24 protein-coding genes and 1 pseudogene are annotated in these 19,875 nt (G+C 70.7%); 9 read left to right on the top strand and 16 right to left on the bottom strand.

Going from position 1 to position 19,875, the window contains the following annotated elements; all coding sequences use genetic code 11:
• Positions 1 to 28: 28 nt before the first annotated feature.
• Positions 29 to 577 (bottom strand): TetR/AcrR family transcriptional regulator, encoded by a 549-nt coding sequence (locus FHS39_RS09815; RefSeq protein ID WP_184348395.1) that lies wholly within the window; start codon positions 575 to 577, stop codon positions 29 to 31.
• Positions 578 to 679: 102 nt separating this feature from the next.
• On the opposite strand from FHS39_RS09815, the gene FHS39_RS09810 reads away from it, so the two are divergent.
• Complete coding sequence (locus tag FHS39_RS09810; protein ID WP_184348393.1) at positions 680 to 1,186, top strand: hypothetical protein; 507 nt, start codon at positions 680 to 682, stop codon at positions 1,184 to 1,186.
• A 5-nt stretch (positions 1,187 to 1,191) separates the two neighbouring features.
• Here FHS39_RS09810 and FHS39_RS09805 read toward each other — a convergent pair whose 3' ends face one another.
• The 3 genes from FHS39_RS09805 to FHS39_RS09800 are packed head-to-tail and all read right to left on the bottom strand — an operon-like array spanning position 1,192 to position 2,205.
• Positions 1,192 to 1,746: a maltose acetyltransferase domain-containing protein gene (locus FHS39_RS09805; RefSeq protein WP_184348391.1), complete on the bottom strand. Its 555-nt coding sequence runs from the start codon at positions 1,744 to 1,746 to the stop codon at positions 1,192 to 1,194.
• Complete coding sequence (locus FHS39_RS26025) at positions 1,712 to 1,888, bottom strand: DUF6255 family natural product biosynthesis protein (protein ID WP_221462494.1); 177 nt, start codon at positions 1,886 to 1,888, stop codon at positions 1,712 to 1,714. Before FHS39_RS26025 ends, FHS39_RS09805 begins: the two co-directional genes overlap by 35 nt.
• Positions 1,885 to 2,205 carry a hypothetical protein gene (locus tag FHS39_RS09800; RefSeq protein WP_184348388.1) on the bottom strand — a complete coding sequence of 107 codons (321 nt, stop codon included), beginning with the start codon at positions 2,203 to 2,205 and terminating at the stop codon, positions 1,885 to 1,887. The genes FHS39_RS26025 and FHS39_RS09800 overlap by 4 nt, the downstream gene beginning before the upstream one ends.
• A 141-nt stretch (positions 2,206 to 2,346) precedes the next feature.
• Between FHS39_RS09800 and FHS39_RS09795 the strand changes: the two genes are divergently transcribed.
• Complete coding sequence (locus tag FHS39_RS09795) at positions 2,347 to 3,177, top strand: Scr1 family TA system antitoxin-like transcriptional regulator (RefSeq protein WP_184348386.1); 831 nt, start codon at positions 2,347 to 2,349, stop codon at positions 3,175 to 3,177.
• The gene (locus FHS39_RS09790; protein ID WP_184348384.1) at positions 3,174 to 3,380 is read left to right on the top strand and encodes a DUF397 domain-containing protein; all 207 of its coding nucleotides are present in this window, start codon (positions 3,174 to 3,176) and stop codon (positions 3,378 to 3,380) included. The genes FHS39_RS09795 and FHS39_RS09790 overlap by 4 nt, the downstream gene beginning before the upstream one ends.
• Here FHS39_RS09790 and FHS39_RS09785 read toward each other — a convergent pair.
• On the bottom strand, positions 3,367 to 3,624 hold the full coding sequence (locus tag FHS39_RS09785) for a hypothetical protein (protein WP_184348382.1): 258 nt from the start codon (positions 3,622 to 3,624) through the stop codon (positions 3,367 to 3,369). The genes FHS39_RS09790 and FHS39_RS09785 overlap by 14 nt on opposite strands.
• A gap of 151 nt (positions 3,625 to 3,775) precedes the next feature.
• Positions 3,776 to 4,420, bottom strand: a complete 645-nt coding sequence (locus FHS39_RS09780) for a LysE family translocator (RefSeq protein ID WP_184348380.1) — start codon at positions 4,418 to 4,420, stop codon at positions 3,776 to 3,778.
• A gap of 135 nt (positions 4,421 to 4,555) precedes the next feature.
• On the opposite strand from FHS39_RS09780, the gene FHS39_RS09775 reads away from it, so the two are divergent.
• Positions 4,556 to 5,053 carry a cupin domain-containing protein gene (locus tag FHS39_RS09775; RefSeq protein ID WP_184348378.1) on the top strand — a complete coding sequence of 166 codons (498 nt, stop codon included), beginning with the start codon at positions 4,556 to 4,558 and terminating at the stop codon, positions 5,051 to 5,053.
• Here FHS39_RS09775 and FHS39_RS09770 read toward each other — a convergent pair.
• A complete protein-coding gene (locus FHS39_RS09770; protein WP_184348376.1) occupies positions 5,043 to 5,651 on the bottom strand; it encodes a GNAT family N-acetyltransferase in 609 nt (202 codons plus the stop codon). The two genes, FHS39_RS09775 and FHS39_RS09770, sit on opposite strands and share 11 nt — an antisense overlap.
• Positions 5,652 to 5,774: 123 nt before the next feature.
• Between FHS39_RS09770 and FHS39_RS09765 the strand changes: the two genes are divergently transcribed.
• Complete coding sequence (locus tag FHS39_RS09765) at positions 5,775 to 6,983, top strand: glycosyltransferase (RefSeq protein ID WP_343069489.1); 1,209 nt, start codon at positions 5,775 to 5,777, stop codon at positions 6,981 to 6,983.
• Between the two features lie 18 nt (positions 6,984 to 7,001).
• On the opposite strand, the pseudogene FHS39_RS09760 reads toward FHS39_RS09765, so the two are convergent.
• A pseudogene (locus FHS39_RS09760) lies at positions 7,002 to 7,430 on the bottom strand (PucR family transcriptional regulator); the annotation flags it as partial.
• Here FHS39_RS09760 and FHS39_RS09755 point away from each other — a divergent pair.
• Complete coding sequence (locus FHS39_RS09755; RefSeq protein ID WP_184348372.1) at positions 7,395 to 7,703, top strand: hypothetical protein; 309 nt, start codon at positions 7,395 to 7,397, stop codon at positions 7,701 to 7,703. The pseudogene FHS39_RS09760 and the gene FHS39_RS09755 sit on opposite strands and share 36 nt — an antisense overlap.
• On the opposite strand, the gene FHS39_RS09750 is transcribed toward FHS39_RS09755, so the two are convergent.
• From FHS39_RS09750 to FHS39_RS09730, 5 genes are all read right to left on the bottom strand, one after another.
• Positions 7,687 to 8,388, bottom strand: coding sequence for an MBL fold metallo-hydrolase (locus tag FHS39_RS09750; protein ID WP_184348371.1), 702 nt, complete (start codon positions 8,386 to 8,388; stop codon positions 7,687 to 7,689). The genes FHS39_RS09755 and FHS39_RS09750 overlap by 17 nt on opposite strands.
• Before the next feature lie 81 nt (positions 8,389 to 8,469).
• On the bottom strand, positions 8,470 to 9,621 hold the full coding sequence (locus FHS39_RS09745) for a histidine kinase (RefSeq protein ID WP_184348370.1): 1,152 nt from the start codon (positions 9,619 to 9,621) through the stop codon (positions 8,470 to 8,472).
• A complete protein-coding gene (locus FHS39_RS09740; protein WP_184348369.1) occupies positions 9,618 to 10,301 on the bottom strand; it encodes a response regulator in 684 nt (227 codons plus the stop codon). The genes FHS39_RS09745 and FHS39_RS09740 overlap by 4 nt, the downstream gene beginning before the upstream one ends.
• An 86-nt stretch (positions 10,302 to 10,387) precedes the next feature.
• A complete protein-coding gene (locus FHS39_RS09735) occupies positions 10,388 to 11,056 on the bottom strand; it encodes a hypothetical protein (protein WP_184348368.1) in 669 nt (222 codons plus the stop codon).
• 285 nt (positions 11,057 to 11,341) lie between these two features.
• Positions 11,342 to 12,142 (bottom strand): S1 family peptidase, encoded by an 801-nt coding sequence (locus FHS39_RS09730; RefSeq protein ID WP_184348367.1) that lies wholly within the window; start codon positions 12,140 to 12,142, stop codon positions 11,342 to 11,344.
• 215 nt (positions 12,143 to 12,357) lie between these two features.
• Between FHS39_RS09730 and FHS39_RS09725 the strand changes: the two genes are divergently transcribed.
• A complete protein-coding gene (locus tag FHS39_RS09725) occupies positions 12,358 to 13,233 on the top strand; it encodes a hypothetical protein (protein WP_184348366.1) in 876 nt (291 codons plus the stop codon).
• A gap of 24 nt (positions 13,234 to 13,257) precedes the next feature.
• Here the strand turns inward: FHS39_RS09725 and FHS39_RS09720 are convergent, their stop codons facing one another.
• From FHS39_RS09720 to FHS39_RS09710, 3 genes are all read right to left on the bottom strand, one after another.
• Positions 13,258 to 13,926: a calcium-binding protein gene (locus tag FHS39_RS09720; RefSeq protein ID WP_184348364.1), complete on the bottom strand. Its 669-nt coding sequence runs from the start codon at positions 13,924 to 13,926 to the stop codon at positions 13,258 to 13,260.
• A complete protein-coding gene (gene wecB, locus FHS39_RS09715; protein WP_343069468.1) occupies positions 13,923 to 15,116 on the bottom strand; it encodes a non-hydrolyzing UDP-N-acetylglucosamine 2-epimerase in 1,194 nt (397 codons plus the stop codon). The genes FHS39_RS09720 and wecB overlap by 4 nt, the downstream gene beginning before the upstream one ends.
• Positions 15,117 to 15,191: 75 nt before the next feature.
• Positions 15,192 to 16,445 (bottom strand): glycosyltransferase, encoded by a 1,254-nt coding sequence (locus tag FHS39_RS09710; RefSeq protein WP_184348362.1) that lies wholly within the window; start codon positions 16,443 to 16,445, stop codon positions 15,192 to 15,194.
• A gap of 527 nt (positions 16,446 to 16,972) precedes the next feature.
• Between FHS39_RS09710 and FHS39_RS09705 the strand changes: the two genes are divergently transcribed.
• Entirely contained in the window at positions 16,973 to 18,799 is a 1,827-nt protein-coding gene (locus FHS39_RS09705; protein ID WP_246470009.1) for a DUF2334 domain-containing protein, read from the top strand.
• A gap of 5 nt (positions 18,800 to 18,804) precedes the next feature.
• Complete coding sequence (locus tag FHS39_RS09700; RefSeq protein ID WP_221462641.1) at positions 18,805 to 19,848, top strand: glycoside hydrolase family 113; 1,044 nt, start codon at positions 18,805 to 18,807, stop codon at positions 19,846 to 19,848.
• The last annotated feature ends 27 nt before the right edge of the window (positions 19,849 to 19,875 follow it).

Genomic DNA, 19,875 nt, shown 5'->3' with positions numbered 1-19,875 from the left:
GACAAAGGGGCGCGTGGTGTTGGACTAGTCAGGCCAAGAGCAGCCGGGTGGCCGTGTCGAGCACGTCGGCGCGGCTGCGTGTGCCGTGGTCGGCGGCCAGGAAGTGTTTGCCGACGGCGAGGGAGAAGGCGAGCAAGCTGCGGGCCTCGACATCATCTTGGTCGCCGCAGAAGGTGCTGAACAGCGAACGCGCGTAGTCCATCCTGCGGTTGTCGACGCGCCGGAGGCGTTCGGCGACCGCAGGATCGCGCCGGGCCCAGTCGCGGACGGCGAGGTCGATCGGCAGCAGGGTGTCGGAGAAGGTGAGCGCGCCCGCGCGCCGTACCTTGTCCCTGGCATCACCGCCCTCGGTCTCGACGCGCTCGATCGCCTCATCGGTGCTCATCCTCTCCCAGGTGTCGAGCATCTCCTCCAGCAGCGCGCCCCGGTCCTTGAAGTGCCAGTAGAAGCCGCCTCGGGTCACGCCCAGCTCTTTGGCCAGCGGCTCGACCCGCACGGCGTCCGGACCACCCGTGGCAAGGGCCCGTAGCCCGGCTTCGATCCACGTGCTGCGGGGGGTGCGCGTCGGTGCCGCCATCAGTTTCTCCTCGTCGGTGTTGCATCCGTCACGGAGCCTGCCCCTTCCGCTGCGTGACTGCTACCGTCCATCCATACATCACTGTATGGATGGGGAGCATCAATGGTTGATTCCACGTCCCATGGGCGGGCCCCGCACGGAGTGCGCCATGTCCCGGTGCCACCCGCCGCGCAGGCGCTCAGCACGCTCGCCCGGATCGACTACGCCAACGCCTTGCTCGCCGACGTCGGCCCGGCTGCTGGGGACCGCACCGCCGAGCAATGGGCGCGAGCCGTCATGGAAGACGCACCCGCCGACACGCGGCAGGCCCTCACGCAGGGGTGGACTTCGCTGGGCCTGCAACTCGGGCCGGCCCGATCCGACGGATTCGTGCTCGGCTGGCCGGTGCGGCACAGCGCACCCGACATCGTGCTCCTCTCCGCCGACCCCACCCTCGGACTGCACGGCCAGCTGCTCCTCCAGCGCGAGGAGCGCACGCTGCTGATGGCCTGCTTCATCCAGCTGGACAGCAACCAAGCACGCGCCCTGTGGGCTCAGGCCGAGAGCCGACACCCCGAGGTCATGCACCAACTGCTCGAACAGGCCGTCTCCCGGGCGGCGCCGGCCTGACCGGCTCACGCCTCCAGTGTGCGGATGACCTTGGCCGGGTTGCCGACGGCGAGGACGCCGGCGGGCAGATCCTTGGTGACGACGGCGCCCGCGCCGACCACGGTGTTCTCGCCGATGCTCACCCCGGGGCAGACGATGGCGCCGCCGCCCAGCCAGACGTTGTCGCCGATCGTCACGGGGCGCGCCCGCTCCCAGCCCGCCCGGCGGCGCTCCGCGTCCAGTGCGTGCTCCGGGGTGAGCAGTTGCACGTTCGGGCCGATCTGCACGTCCGCGCCGATCGTGATCGGCGCCGCGTCGAGGAAGACGGCGCCGAAGTTCACGAACGTGCCGGAGCCGATGCGGAGGTGGTAGCCGAAGTCGCAGTGGAACGGGGCTCTTATGCGGACGTTCTCGCCTGCGGCGCCCAGGAGTTGCTCCAGGACCGCGCGGCGTTCCTCGGGGGCAGTGGCCGCGTTGTAGCGGGCGCACAGCTCGGTGCGGCGCCGGGTGTCCGCCGCGAGTTCGGGGTCGTCGGGCAGGTACCAGTCACCGGCCAGCATCCGCTGTTTGTTTGCGCCCACGGCCCCGAACATACTCGCCGTTGTCCCGCCACAGGGCTCCGTAATGGTGAAAGCGGCGCACGCCGCATGCGGTGCAGGTGGCGATGCCGCGGGTGACGGTCCAGCCGGTTGCGGGGTGCGCGCACTTGGCGCGGCCGCTCATGAGTGGGCCGCTCTCTGGTGCAGGCCCATTTCGGTGGCCGCATGGGCGGCAGCCTTCCGGTCGCCGGTGCGCTCCGCCTCGTACCGCTCGGCCTTGATCCTCCTGCACTGCGGGCAGGGCGCTTGCCGCGCCTGGGTCGGGCTGACGTTCTCGGGTGCGGCGTGCCACTCGGTGCCGCCGCCGGGGGGCCGGAGCTGGTAGCGGGACCAGCGGTGGTCCATGACCTGGCCTACGCGCTTGCTGGCGGCGTCCCAGACGAGGTCGCCTACGGCGGGTTGGTAGGGGGCTTCGCTGGTTTGTTCGGGGGTATGGGGCATGGGGGCAACCTCTGTTTGGCCGTCGCTCACTCACGCGAGCGATGTTCACGGGGTGTGCTTCCAGGGTTGCCGTGCGCTCGTACGCTGAACAGGTAGGCCGCCTGGACAGACGCAACTGTCCAACCAGCGTCGGGAGTTTGCGTGAGCGTCGAACACGATGAAGTCGACCCAGCCGACCCTGCGGTGTCGCCGCTGGCGCACTTCGGCGCAGAGGTACGGCTTGAGCGCGAGCGGCTCGGCCTCTCGCGGGAGGAGCTCGGCAAGAAGGCCCACTGCGGCTACTCGCTGGTGGCAAAGATCGAGGCGGGCCAGCGCGTGCCGACGCTGGAATTCGCCGAAGCCTGCGATGCGGCGTTCCCGCATGCCAACGGGCGCTTTGCGAGGCTGCGGCCGCTGGCTTTGCGGTACGCCTTCCCGCCTTGGTTCCGCAGGTATGTCGAACTGGAGTGGACCGCCACGGCAATCCGAATGTTCAACGCACATCTCGTGCCAGGAATCGCACAAGTCGACGTCTACGCCCGCGCGATCCTGGGCACCGAGCGGCCGGCGAACCTGGACGACCTGGTGACTGCCCGGATGGAGCGGCAGCGGGTTCTGACGCGTGACACGCCACCGAAGCTATGGCTGATCCTCGATGAGGGTGTCCTTCGACGCCCGGTCGGCGGCTCGCAAGTCATGCGGGCCCAACTGGAGCGCCTTCGGACGCTCGCCGAGAGCCCACCCCACGTCGTCCAGGTCATCCCGCAAACAGTGCAGGCATACCCGGGATCCGGCTGCCCATTCGGCCTCTTGTCCTTCCGCGAAGGCTCCGACGTCGTACACGTCGACGGCTTCCCCAAGGGCTACGTACTGGCCGAGCCAGATCACGTGGCACAAGCGGCCAATGCCTATGATCTGCTCAGGGCCATGGCGTTGCCTCCGGACAAGTCCGCTCCCCTGATCGACTCCATCTTGAAGGACGGCTATTCATGACTGGCATCCCGGACGCAGCATGGCGCAAGTCCAGCTACAGCGGCAGCAACCAGGGTGAGTGCGTTGAAATAGCCGACGGCACACCCGGAGGGGTCCCCGTCCGCGACAGCAAGCACCCCGACGGCCCCGCCCTCACATTCGAGCCCGCCGCATGGCGCACATTCGTCGCCGCCGTGAAGAACCGCGGCATCATGCCTTCGTGATCGCCAAGGCGAGGTTGTCGATGACGTGCTGGAGTACGGAGACCGCCGTCGCGTACTCCCCCTCCGTGATGGCGCCGACGAGCTCCGCGCGCACCCGGTCCATGCGTTCCTTTCCCGACGCCAGGCCCTCGTGGCCCTGTTCCGTGAGGGTCAGCCGGCCGTCCGCGCCGACGCCGAGCCAGCCCCGGTGCACGAGGGCGTCGGCGGCGTGGACGATCACCTGGGCGCCCATGCCGTAGGGCACGTCCAGAGCGCGGATCTCCTCCCTTCAAGGCAGGTTCAGATCAGCGCCACCGCGCATGCAGACCGACTACCACGCACGCGCAGGGTCCACGCCCTCCGGCAACGGCGGCAATCTGTTGGAGCCGACAGGGGCGAAGGCCAGAACGGCACCGTCAGTCGGCGCGGCCCGTCGCCGCCACCGTCACGCCCAGGCCGATCATCGCGAAGCCGCCCGCCCCGCCGATCATCGACAGGCGGCGGGGTGAGCGGGCGAACCAGGAACGGGCCGCCGAGGCGCCCAGGCCCCACAGGGTGTCCGTGATCAGGCCGATGGCGACCGGGACCAGGCCCAGCACCATCATCTGGAAGGGGACACGGCCCGCCGAGTGGTCGACGAACTGCGGGAGCACCGCAGCGAAGAAGACGAGGCCCTTCGGGTTGGTGACGCCCACGAACACACCGTCCACGATCGTGCGCAGATCACCGCGTCGCTCACCGACCGGGGCACCCATGTCCGCCGCGCGCATCTCCTTGCGGTGCCGGAACGCCTGGACGCCCAGATGGACGAGATACGCCGCGCCGGCCAGCTTCACGCCCGTGAACACGGCCGCCGAGCTCTCCACCAGCGCGCCGAGGCCCCACGCCACGGCGATCACCAGGACGTAGGAACCGACCAGGTTGCCGAGGACCGTCGCGAGCGCCGCGCGGCGGCCGTGCGCGAGGGCTCTGCCGATCACGAACAGTACGCTCGGCCCCGGAATGACGATCACCAGCAGCGACACCGCCGCGAACGCGAGAATGCTCTCCGTGGACACCATGGGCCCGCCACCTCCTGAAGTTGCTGTTCAGGAGGCATACAAGCAGGTGGCGGCGTGCCCGCTCCAGGATCGCCCACATGCCGAAACCGGCCCGGCCGACGGTCCGTCGGGCAGGCCCTGGGTCACAATGCCTCCATGACTGGTGATCAGGCCCGCATTCCCGCCCGTCCGCTGCTGCGTCGCCCCCAGGACGGTGAGCTCATCGACGTCGCCGGTGTCGCACACTTCTTCCGGCTCACCGGCGAGCACACGGGCGGGCACTTCTCCTTCGAGGAGTTCAGCCTCGCCCCCGGCACCATCGGCGCCAGGCCGCACGTGCACGAGGGGCACGACGAGTACTTCTACGTCCTGGAGGGCGAGTTGACGCTCCACACCGGGGACGGCGAGGTGACGGCCCGCCCCGGGGATCTGCTCGCCGCAACCCGCGGCACCCCGCACGGCTTTCGCAACGCGGGCGCGGTCCCCGCACGCGCCCTGTGCCTCTACACCCCCGCCGGCTACGAGAACTACTTCCGCGACGTCCACGCCGCCGTGAGCGCCGGGGCCGAAGCAACCGACGAGCTGCTGGCCGAATTCCGCAGCCGCTACGGGACCAGCTCCTACCAGGTCCCGTCGGACACGCCTAGGCCTTGACCGGATGGCGCGGCTCGCGCCACATCGTCCACAGCATCGGCCCGTCCTCCGGCAGCTGCAGCTCCTCACGCACGGTGAAGCCGAAGTGTTCGTAGAAGGGGAGGTTGGATGCCTTGGAGGACTCCAGGTAGACGGGCAGGCCCACCGCATCGGCCTTGGCCAGGCCCGAGCGCAGCAGAGCGGCTCCATGCCCCTGGCCCTGGGCAGCGGGGTCGGCGCCGAGCAACGCGAGGGACCAGTGCGGTTCCTGGGGCGCGTGCGCGGCGGCCATCTCGACGGTGTCCCTGAACAGCCCGGCCCGCTCGCCGAGGATGTTCAGCAGCTCCTGAATGGTTTCCGCGTCGGGAACGGCCTTGTCCTGCGCCTCCGCAGGTACCCAGAAGGCGGCCGCCGCGTCGGTGCACTCGCACACGCCGTTGTGGACGTACTGCCGGGTGAAGATCGTGGTGAAGTAACTGCCCAGCGACCCCTCGCGCGAGGAGTCGTCGGGGAAGAACCAGCGCATCATCGGGTCACCGTCGAAGGCACGGGCCAGAGAGCGGCTGATGGATGCGGCATCGTCGGTCACTGCCGTCTTGGGCATGTTCGTCATCGCCATACGTGCATTCTGCATCCAGTGATCTTGGACGACAGAACCGGGGGGCTTGCGGCAAGTCCCCCGGCGTGGCGCAGAATCGCCGGTCTGAGCAAGGATCTGCGAAGTGGGAGTCGCCAAGTGCGTGTGTTGTTGTCGACGTATGGGTCGCGCGGGGACGTCGAGCCGTTGGTGGGGCTCGCCGTGCAGTTGCGGGCGCTTGGTGCCGAGGTGCGGGTGTGCGCACCGCCGGACGAGGATTTCGCGGAGCGGTTGACCGGTGTCGGCGTGCCGTTGGTGCCGGTCGGCCCGTCGGCGCGGGCGCTGACGACCGGAGCGCCGCCGTCCGCGGCGAACCTGCCCCAGCGCGCAGCCGCGTTGATCGCCGGCCAGTTCGACGTGATCCCCGCGGCGGCCGAGGGATGCGATGTGCTGGTGGCGACCGGCATGATGCCTGCCGCGGCCGGCGCGCTGTCGGTGGCCGAGAAACTGGGCATCCGCTCCGTGTCCGTGACGTTCCAGCAGCTCACCCTGCCGTCTCCGCACCACGCGCCACTGGCGTATCCGGGCCGGCCGTTCCCGCCGGAGGTGACCGACAACCAAGCGCTGTGGGACCTGGACGCCCAGAGCATCAACGTCCTGTTCGGTGCGGCGCTCAACACGAACCGGGCGTCGATCGGCCTGCCGCCGGTGGACCACGTCCGCGACTACGTCATCGGCGACCGGCCGTGGCTGGCGACGGACCCGGTCCTTGATCCGTGGCGGGAACCGGCGTACCTCGACGTCGTCCAGACCGGCGCGTGGATCGTGCCCGACGAACGCCCGCTCCCGGCCGAGCTGGTGGAGTTCCTGGACGCCGGTGAACCGCCGGTGTTCGTGGGCTTCGGCAGCATGCCCATGCGCTCCTCGACGGACGTCGCCCAGGTGGCCGTCGAGGCGATCCGTGCGCAGGGCCGCCGCGCACTCGTCAAGCGCGGCTGGGCCGGCCTGTCCCCGATCGACGACCGGGACGACTGCTTCGTCGTCGACGAGGTCAATCAGCAGGCACTGTTCGGCCGGGTGGCCGCCGTCGTGCACCACGGCGGCGCGGGCACCACGACGACGGCCACCCGGGCCGGCGCGCCCCAGGTGGTGGTACCGCAGGCGGCGGACCAGCCGTACTGGGCCGGCCGGGTGGCCGACCTGGGCATCGGTGCGGCGCACGACGGTCCGACTCCGACCTTCGAGTCCCTGTCGGCCGCGCTCACCATCGCCCTGACCGACGAGACCCGCGCACGAGCGACCGCCGTGGCCGGCACGATCCGCACCGACGGGGTGGCGGTGGCGGCGAAACTGCTGCTCGACGAGCCGGCCTGAGCCGGGCGGTCCGCGCGTTCAGAGGGGGCGCGTCGGCCAGTCCAGCAGGCGCGCGCCGATGACGGCCGTCTGGAGGGTGTAGCGGTGCAGGGGGTCCGAGGGGTCCGCCCCCGTGTACTGGTGGATCCGCTCCAGGCGGTATGTGAAGGCCCGTACGCTCAGGGAGAGCCGGCGGGCAGCCTCGGCGGCGACGCAGCCCGAATCGAAGTAGGCGACCAGCGTCTCCAGCAGCGGCTGCACGCCGCCGCGCGCCTGCCGGAGGGGGCCCAGGGCGCTGCGCACCAGGTCGGCCATTGCCTGCCGGTCGCGGGTGAGGACCGGGAAGACCAGCAGGTCGGCGGTGCGCAGGACCGGCGCGTCCAGGGCCACCTTCGCGCCGAGTTCGAGGGCGCCCAGGGCTTCCTCGTAGGAGTGGACGACGCCGCCCGCGCCGGGGTGGGGGCGGCCGGCAAGGGGTCCCCGCCCGCGGTGACGGGTGCGACGGGGGCCGTGTCCCTGGTGATCGCGGCAGCTTCGCTCGTGGTGGCGACCCGCTTTGCTTCCGGGGGGCCGGGGGTGCGCACGGGAGCCATGGTGATCGGCGGGTTCATGGTGGCCGATGCGCTGGTCGCTTTGGTGATGGGGCAGGCCACCGGTGGTGTGGGGGTGGCGCTCGGTGCAATGCTGCTGGCCAACTGCCTGGCCAAGGAGTCCGCCGAGTGGTTCAGGCAGGCGCGCTGAACGCGACCTTGCGCAGCGCCTGACCGGCGCCGCCGATCAGCGGATCCCCGTGTCCGAAACAGGCCGTCTCGACGTCGAGAGCCGCCTGCTTGCGGAACGAGGCCTCCGCCTGCTTCCGGTCCACGTTGAACACCCCCAGCATGAGCTGTCCGACGTTGGCGACGGTGTCGCCGGTGAAGAGCACGCCCGAATCCGGCAGGTGGCAGGCGATGCTGCCCGCCGTGTGGCCGGGGACGTGGATGATGCGCACTTCCTCGCCCCAGTCCAGCGTGTCCCCGTCGGACAGTTCGCGGTCCACCGGGCACGGCGGTGCCAGGGGCAGGGCCGGGGAGCAGGCGACGAAGTCGTAGAGGGGGCGCTCCCAGTCTTCGAGGACCGGCGGGGTTTCGGGGATCCCGCCGCGGATCACGGGGGCGTCGGCCGCGCCCGCGAGCACCCTCGCTCCCGTCGCGGCGGCCAGGGCCGCGGCGGAGCCGGTGTGGTCGTTGTGGGAGTGGGTCAGGACGATCTCCCGCAGGTCGCCCGGGTGGGCGCCCAGCGTCCGCAGACCTTCGAGGATGTCGGCGGCGAATCCGGCCGACCCCGTGTCGACCAGGGCCCATCCGGCGCTCCCCCGTATCGCGTACGCCTGCCCGACCGGGAAGCGCAGCATCCAGATGGTGTCGCTGACGCGTGATGTTTCCATGTCCCGACGCTAACCAGCGTTCCACCTGGACCCAAGCGCTTTGTGCCGTCGGCGAATTGAGCCCGGGGCGAACGTCCCGCCTTACTGCCGCCCTTCGACCGGGAAGAGCGCCGTGACCTGCCAGCCGCCCTCGGGGGCGGGGCCCGCGTGCAGCCGGCCGCCCATGGCCTTGGCGCGTTCGGCGAGGCCGACGAGGCCGAAGCCGCCGCCCCGGGCCTGTTCGGCGAGGGCCGCGGCCTGCCTGCCGTCGTCGGCGATGCGCAGCTCGACGCCGTCGTCGACGCCGCGCACGCCGATGCGGACGGCCGTGGCGTCGGCGGCGTGTTTGCGGATGTTGGTGAGCGATTCGCGTACGACGCGGTGGACGCCGGCCGCGACCTCGGCGGGGATCCAGGCGTCCATGCCCTTTTCGATGTAGAGGGCGACGGGCGGGCCGGTGCGGGCGAAGGAGTCGGCCAGGTCGCGGACCTCGGGCAGGCCGGCGACGGGCTCGGTCTCGGCTTCGCCTTCGCGCAGGACGCCGACCAGGCGGCGCATCGCGCCGAGCGCCTCGCTCGCCGAGGTCTCGATCCGTTCGAAGGCGTGCGCCGCGGCGGGGCCGTCCAGCGAGGTGAAGCGGGCGGCCTGGGCCTGGACCGCGATGCCGGTGACGTGGTGGGCGACGAGGTCGTGCAGTTCGCGGGCGAGTTCGAGGCGCTCGGCGGTGCGGACGGCGGCCATGTCGCGGATCCGCTGGACGGCTTGGCTGCGCAGCAGCAGCGAGTAGGTGCCGACGACGACGGTGAGGACCGCGAAGAGCACGGTGAAGCGGCCGGGGTCGATGTCGCGGACGGGGGCCGCTGCGGTGGTCAGGGCGAGCAGCGGGCCGAGGACGGCGACGGCGCGGCGGGAGGAGTGCTGCACGACGGCGGTGAGGAGGACGAGCAGGGCGATGGCCTCGCCCATGCCCCAGACGACGGTGGGGTGCTGTCCGGTCATCAGGAGGATGGAGGCGGATCCGGAGACGGCAACGGCGATGCTCGCGCGGAGGTTCAGCGGGATCCAGCGGTAGGGGACGGCGCAGAGGCAGACGATCACGCCGGCGGCGAGGACGACGGCGTGCGGTCTGCTGGGCTGGCGGGCCAGGGCGCCGCCCTCGAAGCCGACCAGGCAGAGCAGGAAGGCCCCGAGGGCGGCCTTGGCCGCCACGGCCCGGCGGGGGTGCCGGACGGCCCATCCGGCCCATCTGTTCACGGGCCGCCCGTGGCCAGTCCGCTCTCCCAGGCCCAGGCGGCGATCTCGACGCGGTTGCGGGCGGCGAGCTTGAGCTGCACGTTGGCCAGGTGGGTCTTGACCGTGGACAGCGAGACGTAGAGCTCGGCGGCGATCTCGGCGTTGGTGGCGCCGCGGGCGGCGCAGCGCACGACGTCGGCCTCGCGGTCGGTCAGCGGCTCGGCGGGCTGCTTGACGGGCTCGGGCGGGCCGGAGCCGGTGTGGGCCATGTCGCGCAGCAGCCGGACGGTGATCGCGGGCGAGATGAGGGAGTCGCCGACGGCGGCGGCGTGCACGGCTTCGACGAGCATGGCGGGGCTGGCGTCCTTGAGCAGGAAGCCGGAGGCGCCGTTGCGCAGCGCGGTGTGGACGTATTCGTCGAGGTCGAAGGTGGTGACGATGACGATGCGGGGGCGTTCGCCGCGCTCGGGGTGGGCGGTGGCCAGGGCGGACAGGCGGCGGGTGACTTCCAGGCCGTCGAGCTTGGGCATGCGGATGTCGAGGAGGAGGACGTCGGGGCGGTGCCGCTCGACCGCCTCCAGGGCCTCCTCGCCGTCCACGACGTCGGCGACGACGTCGATGTCGGGCTGGCTTTCGAGGATCATGCGGAATCCGGTGCGGACCATTTCCTGGTCGTCCGCGATGATCACGCTGACCGCCATGACGTGCCTCGTCCTTCGCGCTGGTCTTCGGATCTCATGTCACCGGGGGTGCCCCGGCGCCGCAACCGCAGCGGGCCCGGCCCGGCTCAGTCGTCCGTGCGGCCGTTGCGCCGCAGTGCGACGTGCACGCCGTAGGCTCCGCCGCCCGCCAGGAGCAGCGCCGTGCCGCCCGCGAGGGCGGGGGTGAGGAGGTCGTGGCGGTCCTTGATGACCTGGCCGGCCTCGACGACGCGCTTGACGGGGTTGCCGGAGGAGTCGTGGGGCGGCTTGGCGTGGGCGGCGGCGGGGCGGGAGGTGCCGGCGCCCGCGCCCTGGGCGGTGGTGGGGGTCCGGTGGAGGTTCTTGCGGTGGTCCTTGGCCGTGCCGTCGCCGTCGGGGGTGTGCCGCAGGGAGCCGGAGGCGAAGTCGTAGTAGTTGGTCAGCCCGGAGCCGTCGAGCTGGACGCGCAGGGTGGGGCGGGTGCCGTTGCCGTCGATGATCCGCAGGTGGAGGCGGTCGAGGTCGGCGGTGGGGTGCGCGGCGTCCAGGGTGCGCTGCTGTTTGCCGTGCCGGCTGACGGTCACGGTGGTGCCGCCGCTGCCGGAGCTGAGGCGGGCCCGGCTGCCGTCGGGGAGCTGCACCTGCTGGACGGTGCCGGCCGGGTGGCCGGGGCGGGTGTCCTTGTCCGCCGCGAAGGCGCTCGCCGCCGGGTAGACCACGGCAGCGGCGGCCGCGGTGAGCAGGGCGACGGCGGCGAGTCGGGACTGCACGGACACGAGCGGTGCCTTTCCATAACGGGCGGCTCGGGCTGTGGGCGCCGCCAGTTTTCCGGATATCCGGCGCTCTTCGTCCCGAACAGTTGCAATCATGCCCATTACGTTACGGACGTTTACGCGCTCCACACCTCGGCTGTCCGACCATTCCCGTCTCGGCCGAAAGGATGACGCGGGCCCGTCCACGTCATACCGGAGTCATACCGGCGGGGGCGTGGACGGGCCGTCGGAAGGCCGGGGCGGGGCTGGTCCGTACGGGTCAGCCGGCGCCCCGGCGGGCGGTGGCCGTCAGCCGCCCAGGCTCGCCGCGGCGGCCCGGATGTCCGCGGCGAAGGTGCTCACCTCGGTGTAGACGCCGGGGTAGCCGGGCCGGGCGCAGCCCTGGCCCCAGCTGACGATGCCGACCTGGATCCAGGCGCCGGAGTCGTCCTTGCGGAACATGGGGCCGCCGGAGTCGCCCTGGCAGGTGTCGACGCCGCCGGTGTCCAGGAAGCCGGCGCATATCTCTTCGCCGGGGGTGAGGCTGTCGCCGTAGGCGCCCTGGCAGGTCTGGTCGTCGACGAAGGGGACGGTGGCCTTGAGCAGGTAGCGCTGCTGTCCGCCGCCTTCGGCCGCGGCGCCCCAGCCCGCGATGGTGAAGGTGCCGTCGTTGTAGGCGGTGGTGTCGGCGATCTTGAGGGTGGGCTGGTCGATGGGCTTGGCGAGCTTGATCAGGGCCCAGTCCTTGCCCTTGCCGTTGTAGCCGGGGGCCTGCAGGACCTGGGTGGAGTTGACCTTGACGGCCTGAGAGGAGTCGAGGTCGACGACGCCGGTGGTGGCGGTGATGGAGGTGTTGGGTCCGCTGCCGTCCACGCAGTGGGCGGCGGTGAGGACGATCTGCGGGGTGTAGAGGGCGCCGCCGCAGCCCATGGAGAGGCGGACCATCCAGGGGAACTCGCCCTGTGCGGCGGGGGTGCCGCCGACGACGCTCGGGGCGGGGTGGGGGCCGGGGTCCTGGGCCTGTGCGGTGCCGGGCTGGAGGCTGACGGCGGCGAGTGCCACGGCGCCGACGGCCGCGCATCTCTGGAGCGCCTTGAGGTGGTTGCGCAACGGACTTCCCTTCGTGGAGGGTTGCGCGCTTTTGTCAGGCTCATGCCAAGTCGCAACGCACAAGGGTGCTCCGGGCCGAGCCCAGTAAGCGCGGTGCGATTATGAGAGCGGGCGACGGCGGTCACAAGGACGGCCTTTCGGCCATCCCGGCACCCTGCCCACGGCTCCCCACCGCCCGTACGATGGAAGCAGCCGGCACCGACGGGGGTGGTCGCATGGGCTCGGACGCCGGGATCGTGCATGGATTCCCGCACCTTCCCACCGTGCGGTCGGCCATCACGGCGCTGTACAAGCGGCTCTCCTGCGACGGCGTGCGCGCCTTCGCCCTCAGCATGCCGCCGGTCGACGTGGCCTTCTCCGACGACGAGGATCCCTACCTGGGCGTCCAGCGCATCGCGGGCGAGATGGTCCGGCACCTGCGGCTGCCCGACGCCCGGATGATCGTCAGCTTCCGGGAGATGCGGCACGCCGGAAGCATCGAACTGGCCGCCGGGCCCGAGTACTTCATCGAGCTCAACACCCGCTTCAAGTCCCACCGCAAGGACATCGGGGCCGCGCTCTCGCACGAGGTCATGCACGTCTTCCTGCACCGGCTCGGCCTGGAGTTCCCCGGCACCCGGGACAACGAGATCCTCACGGACACGGCCGCCGCCTACCTGGGGGCGGGCTGGCTGCTGCTCGACGCCTACCGGGAGTCGTCGGTCTCCACGCAGAAGCTCGGCTACCTCACGCCGGAGGAGTTCGGCTACGTGCTCGCCAAGCGGGCCGAGGCCTTCGGAGAGGACCCCTCCCCCTGGTTCACCAGCCCGCAGGCCTACGACGCGTACGTACGGGGCCGCGAGCAGGCCCGGCACGACGCCCGCAGGCCGCCGCTGGCCGCGGCCGGCCGGCTGGGCCGCCACCGGTACGCGCGCGACCGCCGGACGGGAGTGGCCGAAGCCGGGGCCGCGTACGCCTTCGAGGGGCGGGATCCGGTGGCACGGGTGAGCTTCCCGTGCCCCACGTGCCAGCAGCGGATCCGGGTGCCGGTGCGGGGGCGCTGCCGGGCGCGGTGCGGGCTGTGCGGATCGGTGCTGGAGTGCGACACCTGACCGCGAGCAGCCGCAGCGCCCTGGTCACTCCTCCGGTGCATCGGCCGTGATCGCGCTGAACACCACGCGTGCGTCCTCGGTGTACACCCCGACGTTCCCCCTGAGGTACGGCCGCTCCCGGTCCTCGTAGGCGACCAGGCCCCGGCCGTCCACGCTCACCTCCATCCGCGCGCCCCGCTGCCCCACCCGTACGTCCGAGGTCTTGCCGACCGGGAAGCGGTCCCCGCCGGTCATCAGGAAGCGCTGCCCGCCGGGGTAGGCGGGATCGCGCTTGCCCAGCTCCCAGCCGTTGGGTTTGAGGGTGATGTAGTAGAAGTGCTCGGGGTCGCTGTACCCCCACACCAGCCACGGCACTTCCCAGGGGTTGGGCTTGGGGGTGCGCAGCTGAGCGAGGGTGCGCATCTTGGCCCGCAGGTTGACGTCGGTGTACTGCTGCGTGGAGACGATCAGGCCCGCGTGCGTCTCCCCCGCCTCCTTCGACGGTTTCGGGGAGAGGGCCAGGCCGTCGGGGCGGCCGATGTTCTCGCCGTGGCCGTCGAAGACCGACCGCCACGGGCCGTGGACCGATCCCTCGGCCCACGGCCGCTCCGGCTCCCCGCTGTCTTCCCAGATCGTGCTCACCGCATAAGCGATACCCGCCAGCACGGCGGCCGCGAGCACAGCGAGGGCGAGGAGCCGGCGAACTCTCGTCATGCCGTCGAGTATGACCCCGGTCCGTTGGACTGCGGGACGGCCAGCGCGTCGTCGGCGGCCGCCGCATCGGCATCGGCGCCGAAGTCCTCGGCGATCTGGGCCACGATCCGGTCGGTGGCGTGACCGTCCCCGAAGGGATTACCGGCCGTCGCCATGCGCTCGTACAGCTCGCGGTCGTCGAGGAGTTGGACGGCCGCGGCGAGGATGGCCTCCGGCTCGGTGCCCACCAGTTTCGCCGCGCCCGCCTCGACCGCTTCGGGCCGCTCGGTGGTGGACCGCAGGACGAGGGCGGGCTTGCCGAGGCTGGGCGCCTCCTCCTGGATGCCGCCGGAGTCGGTCATGACGAGGTCGCAGCCGGCGAGGGTGGCGGAGAAGTCGAGGTAGCCCAGGGGCTCCACGACGCGGATGTTGGGGTGGCCGGTCAGCTCCGGCAGCAGGGCCTCGCGCACGGCCGGGCTCTTGTGCAGCGGCAGCACGATCTCCACGTCGCCCCGGTCGGCCAGCCGCCACAGGGTCCTGCCCATGGCGCGCATCTTGTCGCCCTGGTTCTCGCGGCGGTGCAAGGTGACCAGAACGCGCCGCAGGCCGCTCTCGAAGTGATTGCGGCCGCCCCCTTCGCCGAGCACCCACAGCAGGTTGTCGATGACGGTGTTGCCGGTGACGAACACCTCGGCGGCGGGCACCCCTTCGCCGGTGAGGTGCTCGGCGGCGCGGGGCGTGGGGGCGAAGTGCCAGCGGGCCATGCGGCCGATGAGGCGGCGGTTGAGCTCCTCGGGAAAGGGGTTGTCGGCCACCCCGGTGCGCAGCCCGGCCTCCACGTGGGCCACGGGGATGTGTTCGTAGAAGGCGGCGAGCGCGCCGGTGAGGGCGGTGGTGGTGTCGCCCTGGACGACCACGACGTCGGGGTGTTCGGCGCGGACGACCTCGCCGAGGCCGTCCACCAGGCGCGCGGTGAGCGTGGAGAGCTCCTGGCGATCGCGCATCACGTCGAGTTCGGTGCGGGCCTCGATCTGCAGGAGCTCCAGCATCTGGTGGAGCATCTCGCGGTGCTGTCCGGTGGTGACGACGATCGGTTCGAAGAGCGGGGAGGCGGCCATGGCGCGGGCGACGGGCGCGAGTTTGATGGCCTCCGGCCGGGTGCCCAGGACGAGCATGGCGCGAACGGGCGTGGTGATGACGTTCGGGGACACGGGTCTCCCTAGGAAGGTGCTCGCATGCCGGGACGGTGCGTGCATGCTGGCGAATGAACGATTCGGTGGCGCGAATCAGGTCCGTGCCGTCTTGAGCCAGGTCTGCTTGCCTGTGAGCATCCGCCACAGGCCCCACCACCCGGCGGCGAACCAGATGTAGCCGTAGAGGACGAAGACGTGGGAGAGCAGGACCGCACGCGCGAGTCCCAGGTTCCGCTCGCGGCGGAAGTAGACCCAGCCGTAGGCGTAGGCGGCGGTGAAGGACAGGACGTACGGGCCGATGACCCACATCGGCGAGAAGAGCAGCCGTCCGGCCTCGACCGAGCCGATGACCGTGCCCCCGGTGGCGACGAGGAAGGACAGCGGCATCAGCGAGGTCAGCAGGATCAGCACGGGGCTGGAGAGGTGGTAGAGCAGATCCACCGCGGCCCTGGTGGGGACTTCGCGCAGGATCAGCGGGACCAGCCCGGCGGACTGCAGGTGGCCCTGGAACCAGCGGGAGCGCTGCCGCACCAGCCTGCGCACGTCGAGCACGGCCTGCTGGGAGACGGCGGCGGTGGTGCAGTGCTGGTTGGTCCAGCCGCGGGCGATCAGGCGCACCCCGAGGTCGAGGTCTTCGGTCAGGGAGTCGCTCCACGGTCCGCTGCCGTCGTACCCGCAGAGGGTGTCGAGCGCGGAGAGCCGCATGAACTGGCCGTTGCCGCCCATTCCCACGCTGCCGATGTAGCGGCGGGCGCTCTGGAAGATGTCGCCGTAGATGACGAATTCCATGTCCTGGAGGCGGGCCAGCAGCCCCTTGTTGCGGTTGTACATCCGCACGCCGATCTGGGTGGCGCCGGTGCGCGGATCGTCGAAGTAGGGGTCGACGGCCTGGACGACGTGCGGGTCGAGGCGGCCGTCGGCGTCCACGACGCAGACGATGACGTCGCGCGGGTGGTAGTCGTCGAGGACGCCGGACTGGCGCAGGTGCCGTATGCCGGCGTTGAGGGCGGCGCCCTTGCCCTTGCGGGCGTTGGGGAGCTGCCGCTGGAGGAGCCGGACCCGCTGGGGGTCGGCGGCTCGGGCGATGTCGGCCGTGCGGTCGTCCGACGCGTCGTCGATGACGAGGGCCAGGAAGTTTCCGGCCGGCAGTGCGGTGATGCGCGCCAGGCTCTCGGCGAGGACCTTCTCCTCGTTCAGACAAGCGAGGAGGAAGATGTAAAGCCGTTCGGCGCGGGGGCCGCGGGCGTGTTTCACGCGGCGCCTGGAGAGGGCGAAGAGGGTGGAGTTGTAACACCCGGCCATCACGATGATGGCGATGCTCGACCAGAGCATCACTTCGGTGATCATTACCGGTCACCGAAACTTCGAAGGACGAACCAGAACTTTGCCGAAAGCAATGCCGCGGCTATCGCGCAGTAGAGCAGAAAGCCGGCGCCGGCCGCTTCCTGCAGCCCCCTGGCAAAGGGTATGCCCGGCAGTACTTCTGGGGCTGCCGTCAGCCCGGCCAAAGGCATGACTGTCCCCAGTGCGGGTTTTCCGTACATGAGTTCCCCCCGGATTCCGCCTCGCTTGAGGCGTGCGGTCGGAAGGTACCAGACCCAACCCGGCCTGTTGTCAAACATGGTGAGAGTTGTTGGTTCGGAATCATGAATTCATAGAAACCAACCGGTAGTTATGCCTGCTGGACGCACTTGTGTTACGCATGTGGCGACAGGTCTGCACCAATTCGACTGTCGCTATTTGCCCGCTCCAGACCGCGGTTTTCTATTGACACCGTTCCGGGACCCCACCAGAATCAGCCAACTGTCGGGCCCCGCCCATTCGGTGGGGACCGGCAACTGCTCGTCATCCAGGGGGGATCGACAATGAAACAAATGAGGAAGAGATCAGGGCTTTCCCGGGTCTCTCTCGTCCTCGCCCTTATCGCCGCCCTTTTGGGCGGCTTCGCACTGTCGGCCGGTGCCGAGACCTCGATAGCCGCGCCGGTCAAACCCCGCCCCTCCTACGGCCTCAAAGGCGTGGGCGCCGCATCGGTCTCCGGGACGGCCACCAACGATCTGAAGGCCTGGGCCGCCGCCCGGCTGGCCAATGACGTCAAACGGCGGTCCCGCACCCTCGCCATCACCCCGGCACCGGTGACCAAGGCCGCCACCACCCAGGCGCTCGCGGCCCCGGCCCCCGGCACCTCCGCCCTCGTCCTCTACGACACCACCGGCCCCTACGGCTACCTGGGCGAGCTCTACGCCATGGCGGTCGCCAACCTGGCCGGCCACTTCGGCACCGTCACCTCCAAGCCCGTCTCCGCCTACACCAAGGGCATGGTCGAGCAGTACACCGCCACCGTCTACATCGGCTCCACGTACTACGGCGGCACCGTCCCGGACGCCATCCCCGCCGCCTTCTACCAGGATGTACAGGCCAGTTCACGGCCCGTCACCTGGATCGGCGACAACATCTGGTCCATGGCCAACACGGTCGGCATCCCGGCCTTCGAGCAGAAGTACGGCTGGGACCCCACCAACTCGTACTACGAGGTCGGCGGCAGCGTCGGGAACATCAACCAGGTCACCTACAAGAGCCAGCAGCTGACCCGGAAGATCCCCACCGGCTACGACGGCGGAGTGCTGCACCCCGCCATCCTGACCGGCGCCGGCTACCCCCAGGTCACCCAGCTCGCCGAGGCCACGGACGCCAACAACGGCGCCACCAGCCCCTGGGCGATCCGCTCCGGGAACCTGACGTACGTGGGCGAGATCCCCTTCACCTACGTCTCGGAGTCCGACCGCGTCATCGTCTTCGAGGACCTGCTCTTCGACGGCCTGGCCCCGCAGACCGCCGAGCGCCACCGGGCGTTCGTCCGGCTCGAGGACATCAGCCCCAAGTCGGACCCCACGCAGCTGCGGACCATGGCCGACTACCTCTACGGGCAGAAGATCACCTACGGGATCAACGTCATCCCCGTCTACACCGACCCCAAGGGCGTCTACAACAACGGGAAGGCCGAAACGGTCAGCCTCGCCCAGGCCCCACAGGTCGTCTCCGCGCTGAAATACATGCTCTCCCACGGCGCGGTCCTGATGAACCACGGCTTCACCCACCAGTACAGCAACGTCAACAACCCCTACACGGGCGTGACGGGCGACGACTTCGAGTTCTTCCGCGCCCACGTCGACGCCTCGGACAACGTGATCTACGACGGGCCGCCCGCCGAGGACTCCACCGTCTGGGCACAGTCCCGCGTCACCTCGGCCCTCGCCGCCTTCACCGCGGCCGGTCTGCCCAAGCCCACGCTCTGGACGACCCCGCACTACGCCGCCTCGGCCGCCGACTACAAGGTTTTCGGCCAGAATTACAGCGCACGCCTGGAGCGGTCGCTGTACTTCGCCGGAACCCTGAGCGGCCAGCCGGTTAACGCCGGCCGGTACATCGGTCAGTTCTTCCCCTACGCGGTGAAGGACGTCTACGGTACGACCGTGCTCCCCGAGAACATCGGCAACTACGAGCCCCTGCCCTACAACAACCACCCGGCCCGGCTGCCGGCCGACCTGATCGCCTCGGCCAAGGTCAACCTGGCGGTCCGTGACGGCGTGGCGAGCTTCTTCTACCACCCGTACTACGACGTGGCGCCGCTGCAGCAGACGGTCGACGGCATCCGTGCCCTCGGCTACACCTTCGTCGGCCCCACGGACCTGAACCAGTGAACGCGATGAAGAGGGCGGCCGCCGCGCTGGCGGCGGTGGCCGCCCTCTTCGTCGCCGGGTGCTCTTCCTCCGGCGACGACGGCACGCCCGGACCCAGCGGCCGGCCCGACGACAGGAAGGTGAGCGGCTTGCGCGGAATGACGCTCCCGTCGTGGAACACCGACGACTACAGCAGCCCCCAAGCAGCAACGTATCTGCGGCAGATCGCCGACACCGGCGCCCGGTGGGTGACCTTCACCCCCACCTGGTACCAGGACCGCGTCACGGACTCCGCCATCCGCACCACGGAGGAGACCGCCTCCGACGACAGCCTGCGCCACATCATCGCCCTGGCGCACTCCGCGGGCCTCAAGACCATGGTCAAGCCGCACGTCGACCTGGTGAAGGGCGGCGACCGGGCCGAGATCAGGCCCCGCGACACCGACGCCTGGTTCGACGCCTACCGGCGCTTCATCACCCACTACGCGCAGCTGGCCGCCGACACCGGGGTCGAACAGCTCGCGGTGGGCACGGAGCTGGCAGGCACCTCCGGGGACGGCGACCACTGGGGCGAGACCATCGCCGCCGTGCGCGAGCACTACAAGGGGCCGCTCACCTACGCCGCCAACTACGACGAGTACCGGAAGATCCGCTTCTGGAAGGACCTCGACCTCATCGGCATCGACGCCTACTGGCCGCTGGGCGACAAGGCGACGGCCGACACGGCGCGGCTGCGCCAGGCCTGGCAGCCGATCACCGACGAGCTCGCGGCCTTCTCCGCGAAGCAGCACCGCAAGATCCTCTTCACCGAGGCCGGCTACGTCAGCCAGCGCGGCACCACCACGGCCCCCTACTCCTGGACGGTCAGCAGACGCGACGGCGGCGCCGAACAGGCCGCGGCCTACGAGGCGTTGCTGGCGACCTTCGACGGCAAGCCCTGGTGGGCCGGGGTCTGCTGGTGGATGTGGGACGACTGGCCGGACAGCGGGGAGACCGCGAAGAAGCTGGCGTACACCCCGCACGGAAAGCCGGCGGAGAAGGTGCTGCGGCACTGGTGGGGAAAGTCGTGACGGCGCCTGCCCCGGATGGTCGGGGGG

Source organism: Streptomyces olivoverticillatus (assembly GCF_014203555.1).
GTDB lineage: Bacteria > Actinomycetota > Actinomycetes > Streptomycetales > Streptomycetaceae > Streptomyces > Streptomyces olivoverticillatus.
The sequence above is the reverse complement of the archived record's forward strand: the minus strand, read 5'-3'. Positions and strand labels throughout refer to the sequence as shown.

Excerpts from the sequence above, each read along its gene's own strand:
- FHS39_RS09815 (WP_184348395.1), bottom strand. The coding sequence starts at position 577 with ATGGCGGCACCGACGCGCACCCCCCGCAGCACGTGGATCGAAGCCGGG.
- FHS39_RS09810 (WP_184348393.1), top strand. The coding sequence starts at position 680 with ATGGTTGATTCCACGTCCCATGGGCGGGCCCCGCACGGAGTGCGCCAT.
- FHS39_RS26025 (WP_221462494.1), bottom strand. The coding sequence starts at position 1,888 with ATGAGCGGCCGCGCCAAGTGCGCGCACCCCGCAACCGGCTGGACCGTC.
- FHS39_RS09800 (WP_184348388.1), bottom strand. The coding sequence starts at position 2,205 with ATGCCCCATACCCCCGAACAAACCAGCGAAGCCCCCTACCAACCCGCC.
- FHS39_RS09790 (WP_184348384.1), top strand. The coding sequence starts at position 3,174 with ATGACTGGCATCCCGGACGCAGCATGGCGCAAGTCCAGCTACAGCGGC.
- FHS39_RS09780 (WP_184348380.1), bottom strand. The coding sequence starts at position 4,420 with ATGGTGTCCACGGAGAGCATTCTCGCGTTCGCGGCGGTGTCGCTGCTG.
- FHS39_RS09775 (WP_184348378.1), top strand. The coding sequence starts at position 4,556 with ATGACTGGTGATCAGGCCCGCATTCCCGCCCGTCCGCTGCTGCGTCGC.
- FHS39_RS09770 (WP_184348376.1), bottom strand. The coding sequence starts at position 5,651 with ATGGCGATGACGAACATGCCCAAGACGGCAGTGACCGACGATGCCGCA.
- FHS39_RS09750 (WP_184348371.1), bottom strand. The coding sequence starts at position 8,388 with ATGGAAACATCACGCGTCAGCGACACCATCTGGATGCTGCGCTTCCCG.
- FHS39_RS09740 (WP_184348369.1), bottom strand. The coding sequence starts at position 10,301 with ATGGCGGTCAGCGTGATCATCGCGGACGACCAGGAAATGGTCCGCACC.
- FHS39_RS09725 (WP_184348366.1), top strand. The coding sequence starts at position 12,358 with ATGGGCTCGGACGCCGGGATCGTGCATGGATTCCCGCACCTTCCCACC.
- FHS39_RS09720 (WP_184348364.1), bottom strand. The coding sequence starts at position 13,926 with ATGACGAGAGTTCGCCGGCTCCTCGCCCTCGCTGTGCTCGCGGCCGCC.
- FHS39_RS09710 (WP_184348362.1), bottom strand. The coding sequence starts at position 16,445 with ATGATCACCGAAGTGATGCTCTGGTCGAGCATCGCCATCATCGTGATG.
- FHS39_RS09705 (WP_246470009.1), top strand. The coding sequence starts at position 16,973 with ATGAGGAAGAGATCAGGGCTTTCCCGGGTCTCTCTCGTCCTCGCCCTT.
- FHS39_RS09700 (WP_221462641.1), top strand. The coding sequence starts at position 18,805 with ATGAAGAGGGCGGCCGCCGCGCTGGCGGCGGTGGCCGCCCTCTTCGTC.